Below are 15,373 nucleotides of genomic sequence, written 5' to 3' on the forward strand. Positions count from 1 at the left end.
TCCCCGAACAATGGCCCCCGCTCATGCCCGCGCCCGATCCCGTCCTGCTCGTCACCCGTCCCGCACCGGCGGCCGAACGCTTCGCCGAGGCGGTGCAGGCGCGGGTTGGGCCGGTACAGAGCCTGATATCGCCGCTGCAGGAGATCGTGCACTGTGACCCGGGCCCGCTGCCCGAGGCGGGCGCACTTGTGCTAACCTCTGCCAACGGCGCGGCGGCGGCGGACCGGCTGGGGCTGGGCGGCGAAGCCTGGTGCGTAGGGCCGCAGACGGCGGCGGCGGCGCGGGCGGCGGGGCTCGAGGCGGTGGCGGCGGAGGGGGACGCGGACTCGCTCGTGGCGCTGCTGCGCGCTCGCCGTCCCGCAGGTCCGCTGCTGCACCTGCGCGGGGCGCACGCGCGGGGCGACGTGGCGCGTCGCCTGACCGAGGCGGGCCTGCCCTGTGCCGAGCGCGTCGTCTACCGCCAGGAGCCGCGCCCGCCGACGCCGCAAGCTTGGGCCCTACTGCGCGGTGACGCGCCCCTCGTCGTCCCGCTGTTCTCCCCCCGCTCGGCCGCGCTCTTCGCCGCGCTCACGCCGATTGACGCGCCGCTGCACCTCGTCGCGATCAGCGCGGCAACCGCCGGGCCCTTGGCGGCGTTGGCCTCGCGGGAGTGCCGCGTCGCGCCGGCTCCCGAGGGAGAGGCGGTGCTCGCGTTGACGTGCGACGTGCTCGGGCCATTGTTGATGCCTTGAGGGCGGTCTAGGTTGAGGGCCGCATCAGATACGGAAGGAATTGCCCAGGTGGCGGACATCACGAACGAGAGCACCGCAGACGAGACCGCCACGCCCCGTGATCCCGTTCCGGCCGACCGGGAGAAGGTCGTGGAGGTGCGCCGCGGCGGGTTCGCGGGCGCCATCGTGGGCGGGCTGTTCGCCGGGGCCGTCGGCTACGGGCTCGCGTTCTTCCAGTTCGGGCCGGGCGACGAGGTGGTCGACACCACCGGCCCCGACAACGCCGCCGCCATCGCCGAGCTTCAGGCCGCCGTCGAGGAGCTGGCCGAGGGGCCCGACTTCGCGCCGCTACAGCAGGCCGTCGACAGCGCCTCCGCCGGGGCGAGCGAGGCTTCCGAGCGGGTCGATGCGCTGCAGGACGAGCTTGGCGACACGCTGGCCCAGATCAACGCCAACATCGCCGCGCTCGACGAGCGGCTGACCGACGTCGAGCAGCGTCCGCAGGCGGACGGCTCGCTCTCGAGTGCCGCCGTGGAGGCCTACGAGCGCGAGATCGCCGCGCTGCGCGAGGAGACGGCGGCGACGGTAAGCGCGCTCGAGGAGCGGGTCGCCACCGCCGAGGGCAACGTCGAGTCTCTCTCGGGGCAGGTGCAGAACGAGCTCGTGGCGCTGCAGGAGCAGGCCGAGACGGTCGAGGCGCAGTCGGCCGCCGCCGCCGACGCCGCCGCCGCCCGCGCCGCCGCCGAGGACGTGGCGAGCGCCCTGCGCAACGGTGCCCCTTATGCCGAGCCGCTGGCCGAGCTGCAGGCGACGGAAGCGGGCGCGGACGTGCCGCAGGTGATCGCGGAGAACGCGGAGGAGGGCGTCACCAGCCTCTCCGAGCTGCAGGCGAGCTACGCCGACGCCGCCCGCGCCGCCCTCGCCGCGGCCCGGGCCGCGGGCGAGGACGCGACCGCCGAGGGCACGGGCGGCTTCTTCCGCCGCCAGTTCAACGTCCGCTCCGTCGAGCCGCGCGAGGGCGACGACCCCGACGCGGTGCTGTCGCGCGCCGAGGCGGCGCTGCGCGAGGGGCGGGTGGCCGAGGCGCTCGCCGAGCTCGACGCGCTGCCCGCGCCTGCCCTCGAGGCGATGGCCGACTGGCGCACCGCCGCCGCCCGCCGTGTCGAGGCGCTCGCCGCGCTCGACGACCTGACCCAATCCCTGAACACCAACTGAGGCCGCGCGTATGCTCCTGACCCTCCTCAAGCTCCTCGCTTTCGTCGTCGTCGTCATGGCGATCGCCTACGGGGCGGTCTGGCTGATGAACGTCGAAGGCGGCGCGACGGTCACCATGGCGGGCTACGAGGTCACGCTGACGACGCTGCAGCTCGCCATCGCCTTCGTGGTGCTGGTCCTCGCGATCTGGCTGTTCTTCAAGCTCCTCGGCCTGCTGAGCGCGCTGTTCCACTTTCTCAACGGCGACGAGACGGCGGTGAGCCGCTACTTCAACAAGCGCACCGAGCGGCGCGGCTTCGAGGCGCTGTCGGAAGGGATGATGGCGCTCGCGGCGGGCGACGGGCAGCTGGCGCTCGTCAAGGCCGAGAAGGCCGACCGCTACCTCGACCGGCCGGAGCTGACCAACCTCCTCAAGGCGCAGGCCGCCGAGCGGGCGGGTGACCGGCGCGTCGCCGAGGATACCTACAAGCTGCTGCTGCAGGACGACCGGACCCGGTTCGTCGGGGTGCAGGGTCTGATGCGCCAGAAGCTCGAGGCGGGCGAGACCGAGACGGCGATGCAGCTCGCGCAGCGTGCCTTCGCCCTGTCGCCGAAGAACGACGAGGTGTCGAACACGCTGCTGCGCCTGCAGGCCGAGCACGAGGACTGGGCCGGCGCCCGCCAGACGCTCGGCGCGCGGCTCAAGACGGGCGCGATCCCGCGCGACGTCCACCGCCGCCGCGACGCGGTGCTGGCGCTGTCGGAGGCGCGCGAGAAGCTGCTCGAAGGCAAGGACGCCGCGGCCCACGAGGAGGCCATCGAGGCCAACCGCCTGTCGCCCGACCTGATCCCCGCCGCGATCATGGCCGCGCGCGGCTACATCGACCAGAACAACGGACGCAGTGCCGCGCGGGTGCTCAAGAAGGCCTGGGAGGCGCAGCCGCACCCCGACCTCGCCGCCGCCTTCGCCGACATCAAGCCCGACGAGGGGCCCGCCGAGCGGATCAAGCGCTTCCGCGACCTGACCCGCGTGCACCCCGACCATTCCGAGACGCGGATGCTGCTCGCGGAGCTCCACGTCGCCGCCGAGGATTTCCCGGAGGCGAAGCGCGCCCTGGGCGATCTCGTCGAGACCGACCCGACCGCGCGCGTGCTGACCCTGATGGCCGCCATCGAGCGGGGTGCGGGCGCGGACGACACCGTCGTGCGTGGCTGGCTCACCAAGGCTCTCACGGCGCCGCGGGGCGATCAGTGGATCTGCGACAACTGCCACAACGTCGCGGCGCATTGGGCGCCGGTCTGTCCCAATTGCAAGAGCTTCGACACGCTCGCCTGGAAGCGGCCGCCGCAGTCGGAGGTGGCGATGCCGCGCGGGGTGGAGATGCTGCCGCTCATCGTCGGCCGCATCGAAGACCGCAGCGCCGAGACCGCCGCGCCGGGCTCCGTGCCGCCCGAGGAGGCGAAGGTCGTCGATGCGTCGGCGGATGGGGATATCTCGCGGCAAGAGACCGTACGGTAAGGCCGAAATAGCCCTTTCCCGCCGCGGGCCTCGGTGTTAAGAGGCCCGCCGTGGCCGGTGTAGCTCAGCTGGTAGAGCACGTCATTCGTAATGATGGGGTCGGGGGTTCGAGTCCCTTCACCGGCACCACGACTTCCCCAGAGATCGCGGCGTCAGCCGCCCGTGCGGATCGCGGGCGGTGGCGGGACCATCTCGCCGCGCTCGCCGCGGCGGCAGAGATAGACTTCGCGCTCGGGCTGGGCGGTGATTTCGAACCCGGAGGAGCGCAGCATCGCCTCCATCGCGGGCCGGTTCGGGACGAACCAGTTGGTGGGATCGGCCGAGAAGCGCTGCTCGATGAACCAGAGCTGCGGCCAGTCGGCGCGCTCGAACGGCTCGGGATCGTCGAAGTCGTAATCGTCCGCGACGGGCGCGGCGGCGGTGTCGGGGCCGCGCTGCATGCACTGGAACAGCATCAGGTCGTCGACGACGTGCTCGTAGAGCAGGTCGAGCGCGAGCAGCGGGTGGCGCAGGTGGTAGAGCACGCCCATGAAGATCACGAGATCGAACCGCTCGCCGAGCGCGGCGACGTCGTAGACGTCCATCTGCCGCAGGTCGAGCTCCACGCCCGCGCGTTCGGCGGCGAACTCCGCCTGTGCGAGGTAGTGCGGATCGCTGTCGATGCCGACCACGCGGCCCGCGCCGCGCCGCGCCATCTCGAGGCTGTAGAAGCCCGCGTTGCAGCCGATGTCGAGGACGCTCGCGCCCTGCAGGTCGTCGGGGAGCACGTCGCGGAAGCCCTCGAACTTGAAGCGCGGGTAGTCGCCCAGGAAGTGGTCGGGGGCGGTTTCGATGCCGTCGATGGTCAGGTTGTGAAACCACGGCCCGAGCTCGGCGATGCGGCGGGCGGTGGCGTCGCCTGAAGCCTCCGTCACGGGCGCACCTCCGCCGCCGCTTCCGCGCCGCCGCCGGCGGCCGCGATCGCCGGGCGCTGCAGGGCCTCGGCGAAGTACGGGATCGTCTCCTTCAGACCCTGTTCCAGCGGAACACGCGGCTCCCAGCCCAGCAGCGCCTTGGCGCGCGAGATGTCGGGGCGGCGGCGCTGGGGGTCGTCCTTGGGCAGCGGGCGAAAGACGGGATGGGCCGAGGTCGGCACCATGGAGCGGATCAGCTCGGCCAGGTCGAGGATGGTGAATTCGCCGGGGTTGCCGATGTTGACGGGCGCGTCGGGCGTCTCCGGCACCTCCATCAGCGCCATCAGCCCGGCGACCATGTCGGCGACGTAGCAGAAGGAGCGGGTCTGCTGGCCGGTGCCGTAGATCGTCATCGGCTCGTCGGACAGCGCCTGGCAGATCAGGTTTGACACGATGCGCCCGTCGTCGCACTGCATGTTCGGGCCGTAGGTGTTGAAGATCCGCGCCACGCGCACGTCGGTGCGGCCCGCGCGCAGGTAGTCGTAGCACAGCGCTTCGGCGGCGCGCTTGCCCTCGTCGTAGCAGGCGCGGGGGCCGGTGCAGCTGACATGCCCGGTATAGCCTTCGGGCTGCGGGTGGACCTCCGGGTCGCCGTAGACCTCGCTCGTCGAGGCTTGCAGCAGCCGCGCCCCCTTGGCCTCCGCGAGCGCGAGCAGGTTATTGGTGCCGACGACGTTGGTCATCATCGTGCGGACCGGGTCCGCCTGGTAGGCGGGCGGCGAGGCGGGGGAGGCGAGATTGTAGATGCGGTCGATACGGCCCGAGATCGGCGGAAGCGTCTCTACTTCACCGTCAATGAGCCGGAAGTTCCGGTGGCCGAGCAGGCCGGCGACGTTGTGCCGGGTTCCGGTCTGGTAGGAATCCAGCGCGATCACCCGGTGGCCCTCCTCGAGCAGGGCGGCGCAGAGGTGCGAGCCGATGAAGCCGGCACCACCGGCCACGAGTATGGTTCTGGGCAGGGGGGTCATGTCCATTCCGGCGTCTCCTTCGCTTCCCGACGGGTCCCCTCGTCCGGTAGTTTCTGAAGTTCTGCGGCCAGCTCCGCCGCCCGCGCCCGACCGGTATGGCCGGCGAGGACGATCTTCCGGGCCCGCGCCGCGAGGGCCTCGGGCGTCGTTCCGTCCCGCCCGGTCAACGCGGCAACGGCATCATCAGTGCCATCGGCGATGACGATCGCCTCCCCCTCCGGCAGCAGCTCGCCGAGACCTCGCCAGCGGTCGGACAGGATCGGCGTGCCGACGGCCGCGGCCTCGAACAGCCGGACGCTCGGCGACCAGCCGAGCCGGCGCATCGCGGCGCGGGTGATGTTCAAGGTGAAGCGCTGGGCGCTGTAGAAGGCGGCGTGCTCGCTCGGCGGCAGGTGCTCGATCCGCTCGACGTTGGCGGGCCAGTCGATGTCGTCCGGATATTGCGGCCCGGCCACGACGAAGCGCATCCCGGGCAGCCGCCGCGCCGGCTCGATCAGCAGCGCCTCGAGGCCGGGCTGGCGGTCGTCGCTGTAGGTGCCGAGGTAGCCCATGTCCCACTTGATCGGCACGTCGGCGCGGGCGTAGCGGGTCTCGTCGACGGAGCAATAGAGCGGCAGCGGGCGACGCGCGCCGTAGCGCTCGGCGAGCCGGTCGAGCACGCGGCCGCCGGAGAAGCTGAAATAGGCGTCGAACAGCGGCACCTGCCGCTTCGCGAGGTGCGTGTCCTCGCCCTTGTCGAGCAGGTCCATCGTGACAGGCGTGTCGATATCGTAGAAGCAGAGTCGCTTGAGCGGCATCTCCGCGAGCCGGTCGATCAGCGCCGCGCCCTCGGGGACGTAGCTGCCGACGATCACCGCGTCGGCGGCCTCGAGCCGGGCGGCGTGGCGGCCGGTGATGTCGTCGAGCGCGTGGTAGTAGACCAGCTCGCAGAAGTCCGGGTCGGGCAGGTCGCGGTTGTCGCCCGCGTACCACGGCACCTCGCGCTCGAGGAACAGGACGCGGTGGCCTTCGGCGGCGAGGCCCTTGATGAGCGCGCGGAAGGTCGTCGCGTGGCCGTTGCCCCAGCTCGAGGCGAGCGACAGGCCGAGGATGACGATGTCGAGCGGCTTGCTCATGCCGTCGCCTCCGAAGAACGCACCCGTGCGCGCAGCAGCGCGTCGAGCTGGCGGGCGCGGTGTTGGTAGGTGTGCTCGGCCAGGATCCGGGCGCGGGCCCGCTCGCCGATGGCGGCGTCGCGGCCGGGGGGCATGTCGCGCAGCGCCTCGGTGACGTCCTGCCCGTCGCGGGCGACGAGCACCTCCTCGCCGGGCTTCAGGAACAGCTCGATCCCCTCCCAGTAATCCGTCATCAGGCATGCCCCCGCGCCCGCCGCCTCGAAGACGCGGGTGGCCGGGGAGAAGCCCGTCGCGGCCATCGAATCGCGGGCGATGTTGAGCACCATCCTGGGGGTGACGTTGAAGGCGTTGTGGTCGGCGGTGCGCACGTGGCCGAGGCAGCGGACGTTGCCCGGCACCTTGTCCTGCTCCCATCCCGAGCCGCCGAGCAGGAACGTGTGCCCGCTCAGCGCGCGGGCGGGGCCGAAGAAGAACTCGTCCACCCGCGCCTCGCGGTCGGGGAGGCGGTTGCCGAGGAAGGCGAGGTCGCAGGCAAAGCGCGGATCGGGCGGGACCGGGTGATGCGTCGACGGATCGAGCGCGTTGTAGACGGGCACGCATTCGCGCGCGCCGAGGGCCCGGTAGGCGTCGATCACGGGCTGGCCGCCGCCGTAGGTCAGGACGAGATCGAGGTCGGGCAGCATGGTGCGCAGCGCGTCGTCGGGGTCGGCCTGCATGGCGGCGAGGGTGGCGGGGGCGTCGACGTCCCAGAAGATGCGCAGCGTGTGCGGCGCGGCGTGGCTCATCACCTCGCGCAGCAGCATGTCGTCCTCGAAGCCGACGCCGCTGGCCTTCACCACCACGTCGGCCTTCGCGGCCTCGGCGGCGACGCGCTTCAGCGCCTCGGGCGTGCCGTCGTAGACCACCACCTCGCACCACTCGGGCGGGTCGATGTCGCGGTTGGCCTGCCGGTCGTAGACGTCGGGCTCGTAGAAGGTGACGCGGTGGCCGTGCGCGGTGAGGGCCTGGATGATGCCCCGGTAGTAGGTCGCGGCGCCGTTCCAGTAGCTCGACAGCAGGCTGGACCCGTAGAATGCGATGCGGCTCATGCGCTGGCCTCCGTTGTCGTCTTGGTGTCGATGTCGAGGCGGGTCAGCACCGCGAGCAGTTCGTCGGCGCGATGGCCGCAGGTGTGGCGGGCGTGGATCGTCTCGAGCCCGCAGGTCGCCTGCTCGCGCGCGGCGTCCGGGTTGGAGAGCAGCTCGCGCAGGTGGGCGGTCATCTCGTCGCCGTCGGCGGCGAAGCGGAAGTCGCCGGGCCGGAACAGACCCTCGGCATCGTCCCACGGCGCGCTGACGAGGGGGATGCCGCAGGCCAGCGCCTCGAACGGGCGGATGGTCGGGATGCCGGGCAGGCTCTCGACATAGGGCCGGCGCGGGACGTGGACGGTGACGCGATGGGCGGCGAAGGCGCGGGGGACGTCGGTGTTGGCGATGCTGCCGGCGAAGTTGATGCCCGCGTCGCGCAGCCGGGCGCGCGCGTGGTCGGGGTAGCGGACGCCGTGGATGCGGGTCTTGAGGCCGAGCAGCTCGGCGGGCGCGATGAGGAACCGCTCGAGCTCTTCGGTCCGCTCGCCGTCGCCCCAATTGCCGACCCAGACGAGGTCGCCCTCCGGCTTGGCGGCCGGATCGGGGCGGAACAGGCTCACATCCGCGGCCTCGTGCCAGGTGAAGACCTGCCGGCCCCAGCCCGCCGCGAGGTAGCGCTCGCGCAGGGCCTCGCCGAAGGCCAGCACCCCGTCGTAGCCCGCCAGGTCCATGCCGGCGATCTCGCCCTCGGCGCTGACGGCCCGGTGGTGGGTGTCGTGGAACAGCAGCGTGAACCGCCCGCCGCGCGCCCGCGCCCGCCCGATGCGGGCGACGAGGGTCGGGTCGGTCCACTCGTGCACCACCACCACGTCGGCGGCGTCGAGCGCGGCCTCGTGGTCGAAGCCGGCGCCGTAGATTTCCCAGCTCAGCTCGGGGAAGACCCGCTCGAAGTCGCCGATCGCCCCGGGCCCACGGTCGGCGATCAGGTTCTCGCGGCTCCACGCGCCGTCGGGTTCGAGCGCGTGGGTGCCGTGGCCGCGGACCTGCAGGGCGCGCATGACGCCGCGCAGGAAGTGGGCGTTGCCGTGGTTCCAGTCGGAGGCGAGGGAGTGGGTGTAGAACAGGAAGCGCATGGTCACTCGGCGGCTGTCAGCGCCGCGGCGGCGGCGACGCGGTCATGGATGTCGGCCATCGCCCGGGCCTGCGCGGCGAGGGTGTAGCGCGCGGCGCGGGTCTTGGCGGCCGCGCCGAGGGCGCTGCGGCGGGCGGGGTCACGGGCGAGGGCGGTGAGGGTGGCGGCGAGCGCGTCGGCGTCGCCGGGCGGGAAGAAAAGGGCGGAATCGTCCCACAACTCGCGAAAGGTCGGGATGTCGGACAGCACCAGCGGCGCGCCGGCGCGGGCGGCTTCGAGCACGGCGAGGCCGAACGGCTCGTAGAGCGACGGCGACACGAAGATGCCGGCGCTCGCGATTAGGCGGGCTGCGGCGTCATGGGGCAGCGCGCCGCGATGGTCGGCGACCTGCACATCGAGGCGGGCGCCGTTGGGGCCGGCCGTGGCGCCGAGCATGAGCACCGGCCAGTCGACCCGTCCGGCGGCGGCGTCGAGCGTCGCACCGCCCTTGCCCTCGTCCCACCAACGGCCGGCGGCGACAATGGTCTCCGTGCGGGTCACCTCCGGCACTGCGTCCGCGCTGGCATTGTGGACGACGTGGAGGTCGTTCAGGCCGGAATAGAGCCGCTTCAGCGCCGCCGCTTGTGCCGCGGAAGGCGCGACGACGGCGTCGGCGCGGGCCAGGCCGGCAGCGGTCAGCTCGTGCGCCCAGGCCATGTCGCCGGGCACGCCGCTGCCGCGCACTGCCTCGAACCAGCTGGCGAGGCAGGAGTGCGACACAGCGAGCACCGGCCGGCCCGACGGCAGGTCGGCGGCCTGGCTCGGCAGGTTGCACTGGATCAGCCCGGCGCCGCGACGGTCGGCGACCTCGGCGAGCCAGTCGCCCGCTCCGGCCACGTCCCCCGGCCCCCGCGCCATCCACTCGAGCGCCTGCGGCCCCCAATCGAGCGGCCCCAGCGCCTCGGCCTCGGCGCGCTGGGCGGCGTCGGGAGCAGGCCCGAAGCCGGCGAAGCAGACGGGCCGCCCGAGCGCGCGCAGGCCGCGGGCGAGGTCGATGGCGTAGCGCCAGACGCCGCCGACGGCGTCGAGGGTCAGCAGGACGGGCGGGGTCATGCCGGCACCCGCAACCGCTCCGGAGCCGGGCTCTCGCCGTCCGTCAGCCAGTCCGCCAGGCCGCGCAGGCCGTCGCGCCAGCCGATCCGCGCGCGCCAGCCCGTCGCGGCCTCGAGCGCGCGGGTGTCGGCGACGAACCACGGCTGATCGCCCTGCCGCCAGTCCTGGTAGGTGACGTCGATGTCGCGCCCGGTGATCGACTCGATCTCGCGCAGCACCTGCATCAGGCTGACCGCGTTGCCCGGCCCGCCGCCGAGGTTGAACGCGCGGCCGCGCAGGCCGTCGATCTGGCCGAGCACGGCGCGATAGGCCCGCACGGCGTCGGCGACGTCGAGCACGTCGCGGACCTGCCGGCCGGTGCCGAAGACGGTGATCGGGCGCTTCTTCAGAGCCTGGATGAGGAAATGCGCCACCCAACCCTGATCCTCGGTGCCGAACTGGCGGGGGCCGTAGATGCAGCTCATCCGGAGTACGGCAGCGGGCAGGCCGTAGCTCTTGGCGTAGTCGAGCACGTACTGGTCGGCGACGCCCTTGGAGCAGCCGTAGGGCGTGCAGAAATCCAGCGGCCGCCCCTCGCCGACGCCGTGCGCGCGGACGGAGGGATCGTCGGGCGCGCAGGCTTCGTTGCTGTCGGTGACGGTGAGGTCGGCGAGATCGCCGTAGACCTTGTTGGTCGAGGCGAAGAGCAGCGGCACCGGCCGGCCCGTCGCGCGCAGGGCCTCGAGCACGTTCAGCGTGCCGCGCGCGTTGACGTCGAAATCGGCGACGGGCGAGGTCAGCGACGTCGTCACCGCCGTCTGCGCCGCCATGTGCAGCACCGCGTCCGCGTCGTGCAGGGCCTCGCGCACCGACGGCTCGTCGCGCAGGTCGACAGGTACGGCGTGGAGCCGGTCGCCGTGCCGGTCGGCCAGCCAGCGCAGGTTGCGCTCGACGCCGGGGCGGCTGAGGTTGTCGAGCACGACCACGTCGCGCCCCTCGGAAAGGAAGCTTGCGGCAAGGTTGGAGCCGATGAAGCCCGCACCGCCCGTCACCACGAGGGGCCGCACGGCCTTGCCGACGGCGGGCGTGGCGAGGCGGGTGACCTCCTCGACGCGCGCGGTGCCGCCGGAGGTGAGCAACCGGGCGAGCAGCTTGGGCTGGTTGCCGCTGTCGATGGCGCCGAGGTGGTAGTGGCGCGGGTCGAACCAGAGCCCCTCCTGCACCGCGACGTCCTGCGGCAGGTCGCGCCAGGCGTACCAGTACATCCGCTCGGCCGGTGCCTTCAGCGCCTGCGCGAAGCGACGCGCCTGCTCCAGCTCGTCGCGCCGCCAGGTGGAATAGCCGGTTTCGGTGATCCAGATCTCGCAGGCCGGGTTCCAGCGGTCGAGGATCGCGCGCATCTCACCGAGGTGCGTCTCCCAGCCGTTCCAGGTGCCGGCCTCGCTGTCCCAGGTGCCGGGGAAGCCGTGGAAGCCGGCGGCGTCGACCTGCGCCAGCAGGCCGCGCTCGCCCATCAGGTTGAGCCAGTACACATCGAATGGTGCCGGGCCGGCGAGGACGGGCTTCCAGCCGCGATGCTTGGCCCAGTAGGCTGCGCCGCCGACCATCTCGCAGAACAGGTCAGACGCGGGGTCCTCGCGCCAGTCCCAGTCGAGCAGGTTGTTGGGCTCGTTCCAGAGCTCGATATGCTCGAAGTGATCGCCGTGCCGCGTCAGCACCGCGTCGATGAAGTCGGCGTAGTCCTTGAGCACCTTCGGCGCGCCGGAGCTGCGCCCGGTGCGCGAGAGCGAGGGGGGCGTGTAATGCACGCAGGGCAGCAGCTCGAGATCGCGGGCGAGACGGGGCAGGAGCCAGTCGTACCACTCCTGCCCGCCCTCGGCGTGGTACTCCGCCCAGCTCAGGTGGGTCCGCAGGTACTTCGCGCCGGACGCGACGAGGCCCGGCAGCACCGCCTCCACCCGATCGTATTCGCCGGGGCGAAACCATTCGACGAAGCCGTAGTCTCGTTTCACGATACCAGGCCCCGCGCCTCGAGCTGGCGGCGCATCTCGTCGCCACGGTCTTGCTTGTCCTGCGCGGGCGCGTTGCGGACCCAGTCGACGAACGGGCCGAGGCTGTCCTCGAGCCGGTGCTCGGGCTCGAAGCCGAGCAGGCGCTTGGCCTTTGAGATGTCGGAGAAGCAGTTGCGGATATCACCGGAGCGGAACTTGCCGAGGATCTCGGGGGTCAGCTCGGGGCAGCCCATCGCGTCGGCGAGCAGCTCGGCGACCTGCGTGATGCTGTAGGCGTTGCCGGAGCCGACGTTGATGACCTCGCCCGCGGCCTCGTCGTGCTCGAGCGCGAGCGCGAAGGCGCGGGCGACGTCGCGGACATGGACGAAGTCGCGCTTCTGCTGGCCGTCCTCGAAGATCGTCGGCCGCTGCCCGTTGGCGAGGCGCGAGGCGAAGTTGGCGAGAACGCCGGTATAGGGGTTGGACAGAGCCTGCCCGGCGCCGAACACGTTGAACAGGCGCAGCGAGGTGGTGGGGATGTCGTAGGCCTCGCCGAAGATCAGGCAGGCCTGCTCCTGCTGATACTTCGTGAGGGCGTAGATGGAGGCGAGGTCGACCCGCTTCCTCTCGTCGGTCGGGCGCGGGGTGAGCGCCTCACCGTCGGGGCCCTCGGGCTCCCACTTGGCCGCCTTCAGGTCGCTGTTGCGGCGGCGGACGCCCTCGTGGAGTGCGCCGTCGGGGCCGGCATAGTAGCCTTCGCCGTAGACGCTCATCGACGAGGCGACGACGAGGCGGCGGATCGGATCCTCGGCGATGGCTTCGAGCAGGACGGCGGTGCCGAGGTCGTTGGCGCTGACGTAGCGGGCGATCTCGTACATCGACTGGCCGACGCCGACCTCGGCGGCGAGGTGCACCACCTCGTCGACACCCTTCAGCGCCGAGCGGAGCTTGTCGATCTCGCGCACGTCTCCGCGCACCACCTCCGCCCCCTCGGGCACTTCGGCGGCGGCGTCGCCGTGGACCTGATCGATCATCGCATCGTACAGCACGACCTCACGGCCCCGGGACAGCAGCTCCGTCGCCACCTGCCGACCGATAAAACCGCACCCGCCGGTTACGAGCGTCTTGACCATGGTTCCGATCCCCTGCGTGATTTGACATTTGCTGACGGAACAGGCTGCTGAAGGGAAAGGTTCCAGAAATACCGGCTGTTTCGGGCCGCCTGCGAGCTGCAGGTTCATCTTTGATAACTGCAGCAGCTTCTTCCGGAACCGATCAAATACGCGTGAGTTGGTTTCCCCGGACCGTGCCGGGCGGCCCCTTTCGCCCGGCCCGTGCAGACGCAGGGAGACAGCATGACAGACACCACCAGCCACGCCGCGTCCGCCGAGGGCGCGACCGGACCCGGCGCGGGCGGAATGCAGGCGGCGCAGGTCGTCGCGCCGGGCCAGGTCGAGATGCGCACGCTGCCGCTGCCCGAGCCGGGGCCGGGCGAGGTGCGGGCGCGGATCGAGGGCTGCGGCGTCTGCGCGTCAAACCTCGAGCCGTGGGCGGGGCCGGAGTGGCAGGAGTTCCCGATGGAGCCGGGCGGGATGGGCCACGAGGCGTGGGGCGTCGTCGAGGCGCTGGGCGCGGACGTGCGCGGGCTGGCGGTGGGCGATCACATCGGCTGGCTCGGCAGCCACGGCTACGCCAGCCACGAGGTGCTCCCCGCGGCCGCCGCGCTAATCCTGCCGCCGGCGCTCGCGGGGCGGCCCTTCCCGGCCGAGCCGCTGGGCTGCGCGATGAACATCTTCCGCCGGTCCGGCATCGAGGCGGGGCGGACCGTCGCGATCATCGGCATCGGCTTTATCGGCGCGACCCTCACCGCCCTGGCCGCCAGGGCGGGCGCGCGGGTGATCGCGATCTCGCGGCGCGACAGTTCGCTGGAGCTGGCGCGGCAGATGGGGACAGCCGAGACGATCCCGATGCACGACCACTGGGAGATCATGCGCGAGGTGGGGCGGCTGACCGGGGACAGGCTCTGCGACGTGGTGATCGAGGCGGTCGGGCTGCAATGGCCGCTCGACCTCGCCGGCGAGCTGGTCCGCGAGGGCGGGCGGCTGGTGGTGGCGGGCTACCACCAGGACGGGCCGCGGCAGGTCAACATGCAGATGTGGAACTGGAAGGGCATCGACATCGTCAGCGCTCACGAGCGCGACCCGGAGGTGCAGATGCGCGGGATGCGCGAGGCGGTCGACGCGGTGGCCGACGGGCGGGTCGACCTCGCGCCGCTGCTGACCCACCGCTTCCCGCTGTCCGAGCTCGGCCGGGCACTCGACGCGACCCGGGACAAGCCCGACGGGCTGGTCAAGGCATGGGTGCAGCCGTGAGCCGCCCCCGCCTCGCCTTCCTCGGCCTCGGCTGGATCGGACGGCACAGGATGGAGGCGGTCGCCGCCGCCGACATCGCCGACATCGTCGCTCTCTCCGACCCGTCCGCGGAGGCCGTCGACGCCGCCGCCGAGTCCGCGCCGGACGCCGTGCGCTGCGACGGGCTCGAGGAACTGCTCGCCGAGAAGCCGGACGGCGTCGTCATTGCCACGCCCTCCGCGCTGCATGCCGAGCAGACGATCGCCGCCCTCGGGGCCGGCGCGGCCGTGTTCTGCCAGAAGCCCCTCGGCCGTACCGCCGAGGAGGCCCGCGCCTGCGTGGAGGCGGCGCGGGGGGCCGGCCGACTCCTCGCCGCGGATCTCAGCTACCGCCACGCCGCCGCCTTCATGGCCCTGCGCGACGCGGTGGCGGCGGGGGAGCTGGGGCCGGTCCATGCGGTCGACCTGACGTTCCACAACGCCTACGGCCCCGACAAGCCGTGGTTCCGCGACCGGGCACTATCGGGCGGCGGCTGCCTCATCGACCTCGGTGTGCACCTGGTCGACATGGCCGTCTGGGCGCTGGGAACGCGCGACCTCCGCTGCACCTCCGCGCATCTCTACAGCGGCGGACAGAGACTGACCGGCGCGGCGCTGCAGGAGACGGTGGAGGATTATGCGGCGGCCACGCTTGAGACAACGGACGGGGCGGTGGTGCGCATCGCCTGCTCCTGGAACCTCCCGGCGGGGCGCGAGGCTGTGATCGAAGTCGAGGCCTTCGGCGCGCACGGGGGCTTCGCGGTGACCAACGAGCACGGCAGCTTCTACGACTTCTCCGCCCACCGCCACCACGGCACCAGCACCAAGCAACGTGTCGCCCCGCCCGACGCGTGGGGAGGGCGCGCCGCGGCCGACTGGGCGAGGCGTCTGGCGGAGGGGGAGCGATTCGACCCGGCCTGCGAAGGCCTCGTGGACCTCGCCGCGGCGATCGACGCGGTCTACGCGCGGGCGGCGGCGGGCTGACCGCCGCCCGGCGGGGTCAGTCGCGGTCGATGAACTTGTTGAAGCGGCTGGTCGAGCCGTCGGACGTCTTCTCCTGATAGAGGAAGGCGAGCTTGTTGTCGTCGAACGTCCTGAAGAACTCGTCCCAATCGATTTCCTCGAGGTTCTCCTCCGGCTCGCCGAAGTCGATGCGCAACAGCCCGCCCTCGCCGGTCTGCTTGACCCGGCTCGGCCGGCCGCCGCGGTCTTCGGCCCACTTGCGGATGGTGTCGTGGTCGGTCGTCGTCTCGGAACTGCTCAT

General features: G+C 72.2%; 14 protein-coding genes and 1 tRNA gene. 6 read left to right on the forward strand and 9 right to left on the reverse strand.

The features are described from left to right. The first annotated feature begins 23 nt into the window (after window positions 1-23). From OG2516_RS11530 to OG2516_RS11545, 4 genes are all read left to right on the forward strand, one after another. Window positions 24-731 (forward strand): uroporphyrinogen-III synthase, encoded by a 708-nt coding sequence (locus OG2516_RS11530; RefSeq protein WP_007255852.1) that lies wholly within the window; start codon window positions 24-26, stop codon window positions 729-731. Between the two features lie 48 nt (window positions 732-779). Beyond that, complete coding sequence (locus tag OG2516_RS11535) at window positions 780-1,925, forward strand: COG4223 family protein (RefSeq protein ID WP_007255853.1); 1,146 nt, start codon at window positions 780-782, stop codon at window positions 1,923-1,925. A 10-nt stretch (window positions 1,926-1,935) separates the two neighbouring features. Further along, on the forward strand, window positions 1,936-3,423 hold the full coding sequence (locus OG2516_RS11540) for a heme biosynthesis protein HemY (protein ID WP_007255854.1): 1,488 nt from the start codon (window positions 1,936-1,938) through the stop codon (window positions 3,421-3,423). Window positions 3,424-3,476: 53 nt separating this feature from the next. Further along, window positions 3,477-3,552, forward strand: a tRNA-Thr gene (locus OG2516_RS11545). Window positions 3,553-3,575: 23 nt separating this feature from the next. Here OG2516_RS11545 and OG2516_RS11550 read toward each other — a convergent pair. From OG2516_RS11550 to OG2516_RS11585, 8 genes are read right to left on the reverse strand one after another with little or no spacing between them, the layout of a single operon-like run. Then, complete coding sequence (locus OG2516_RS11550; RefSeq protein ID WP_007255855.1) at window positions 3,576-4,337, reverse strand: TIGR04290 family methyltransferase; 762 nt, start codon at window positions 4,335-4,337, stop codon at window positions 3,576-3,578. Beyond that, window positions 4,334-5,350 carry a UDP-glucuronic acid decarboxylase family protein gene (locus OG2516_RS11555; protein WP_007255856.1) on the reverse strand — a complete coding sequence of 339 codons (1,017 nt, stop codon included), beginning with the start codon at window positions 5,348-5,350 and terminating at the stop codon, window positions 4,334-4,336. The genes OG2516_RS11550 and OG2516_RS11555 overlap by 4 nt, the downstream gene beginning before the upstream one ends. After that, complete coding sequence (locus tag OG2516_RS11560) at window positions 5,341-6,459, reverse strand: CgeB family protein (protein ID WP_007255857.1); 1,119 nt, start codon at window positions 6,457-6,459, stop codon at window positions 5,341-5,343. Before OG2516_RS11560 ends, OG2516_RS11555 begins: the two co-directional genes overlap by 10 nt. Next, complete coding sequence (locus OG2516_RS11565) at window positions 6,456-7,547, reverse strand: CgeB family protein (protein WP_007255858.1); 1,092 nt, start codon at window positions 7,545-7,547, stop codon at window positions 6,456-6,458. Before OG2516_RS11565 ends, OG2516_RS11560 begins: the two co-directional genes overlap by 4 nt. Further along, on the reverse strand, window positions 7,544-8,659 hold the full coding sequence (locus OG2516_RS11570) for a CgeB family protein (protein WP_040615163.1): 1,116 nt from the start codon (window positions 8,657-8,659) through the stop codon (window positions 7,544-7,546). Before OG2516_RS11570 ends, OG2516_RS11565 begins: the two co-directional genes overlap by 4 nt. A gap of 2 nt (window positions 8,660-8,661) precedes the next feature. Then, window positions 8,662-9,750, reverse strand: a complete 1,089-nt coding sequence (locus tag OG2516_RS11575; RefSeq protein ID WP_007255860.1) for a glycosyltransferase family 4 protein — start codon at window positions 9,748-9,750, stop codon at window positions 8,662-8,664. After that, window positions 9,747-11,741: an NAD-dependent epimerase/dehydratase family protein gene (locus OG2516_RS11580; protein WP_007255861.1), complete on the reverse strand. Its 1,995-nt coding sequence runs from the start codon at window positions 11,739-11,741 to the stop codon at window positions 9,747-9,749. The genes OG2516_RS11575 and OG2516_RS11580 overlap by 4 nt, the downstream gene beginning before the upstream one ends. Then, the gene (locus tag OG2516_RS11585) at window positions 11,738-12,853 is read right to left on the reverse strand and encodes an NAD-dependent epimerase/dehydratase family protein (RefSeq protein ID WP_007255862.1); all 1,116 of its coding nucleotides are present in this window, start codon (window positions 12,851-12,853) and stop codon (window positions 11,738-11,740) included. The genes OG2516_RS11580 and OG2516_RS11585 overlap by 4 nt, the downstream gene beginning before the upstream one ends. 222 nt (window positions 12,854-13,075) lie before the next feature. Here OG2516_RS11585 and OG2516_RS11590 point away from each other — a divergent pair, with 222 nt between their 5' ends. After that, the gene (locus OG2516_RS11590; protein WP_007255863.1) at window positions 13,076-14,092 is read left to right on the forward strand and encodes an MDR/zinc-dependent alcohol dehydrogenase-like family protein; all 1,017 of its coding nucleotides are present in this window, start codon (window positions 13,076-13,078) and stop codon (window positions 14,090-14,092) included. Next, a complete protein-coding gene (locus OG2516_RS11595) occupies window positions 14,077-15,093 on the forward strand; it encodes a Gfo/Idh/MocA family protein (RefSeq protein ID WP_040615164.1) in 1,017 nt (338 codons plus the stop codon). The genes OG2516_RS11590 and OG2516_RS11595 overlap by 16 nt, the downstream gene beginning before the upstream one ends. Window positions 15,094-15,109: 16 nt before the next feature. On the opposite strand, the gene OG2516_RS11600 is transcribed toward OG2516_RS11595, so the two are convergent. Continuing rightward, a complete protein-coding gene (locus OG2516_RS11600) occupies window positions 15,110-15,373 on the reverse strand; it encodes a hypothetical protein (protein WP_007255865.1) in 264 nt (87 codons plus the stop codon).

The organism is Oceanicola granulosus HTCC2516 (assembly GCF_000153305.1).
In the GTDB taxonomy this organism is placed as follows: domain Bacteria; phylum Pseudomonadota; class Alphaproteobacteria; order Rhodobacterales; family Rhodobacteraceae; genus Oceanicola; species Oceanicola granulosus.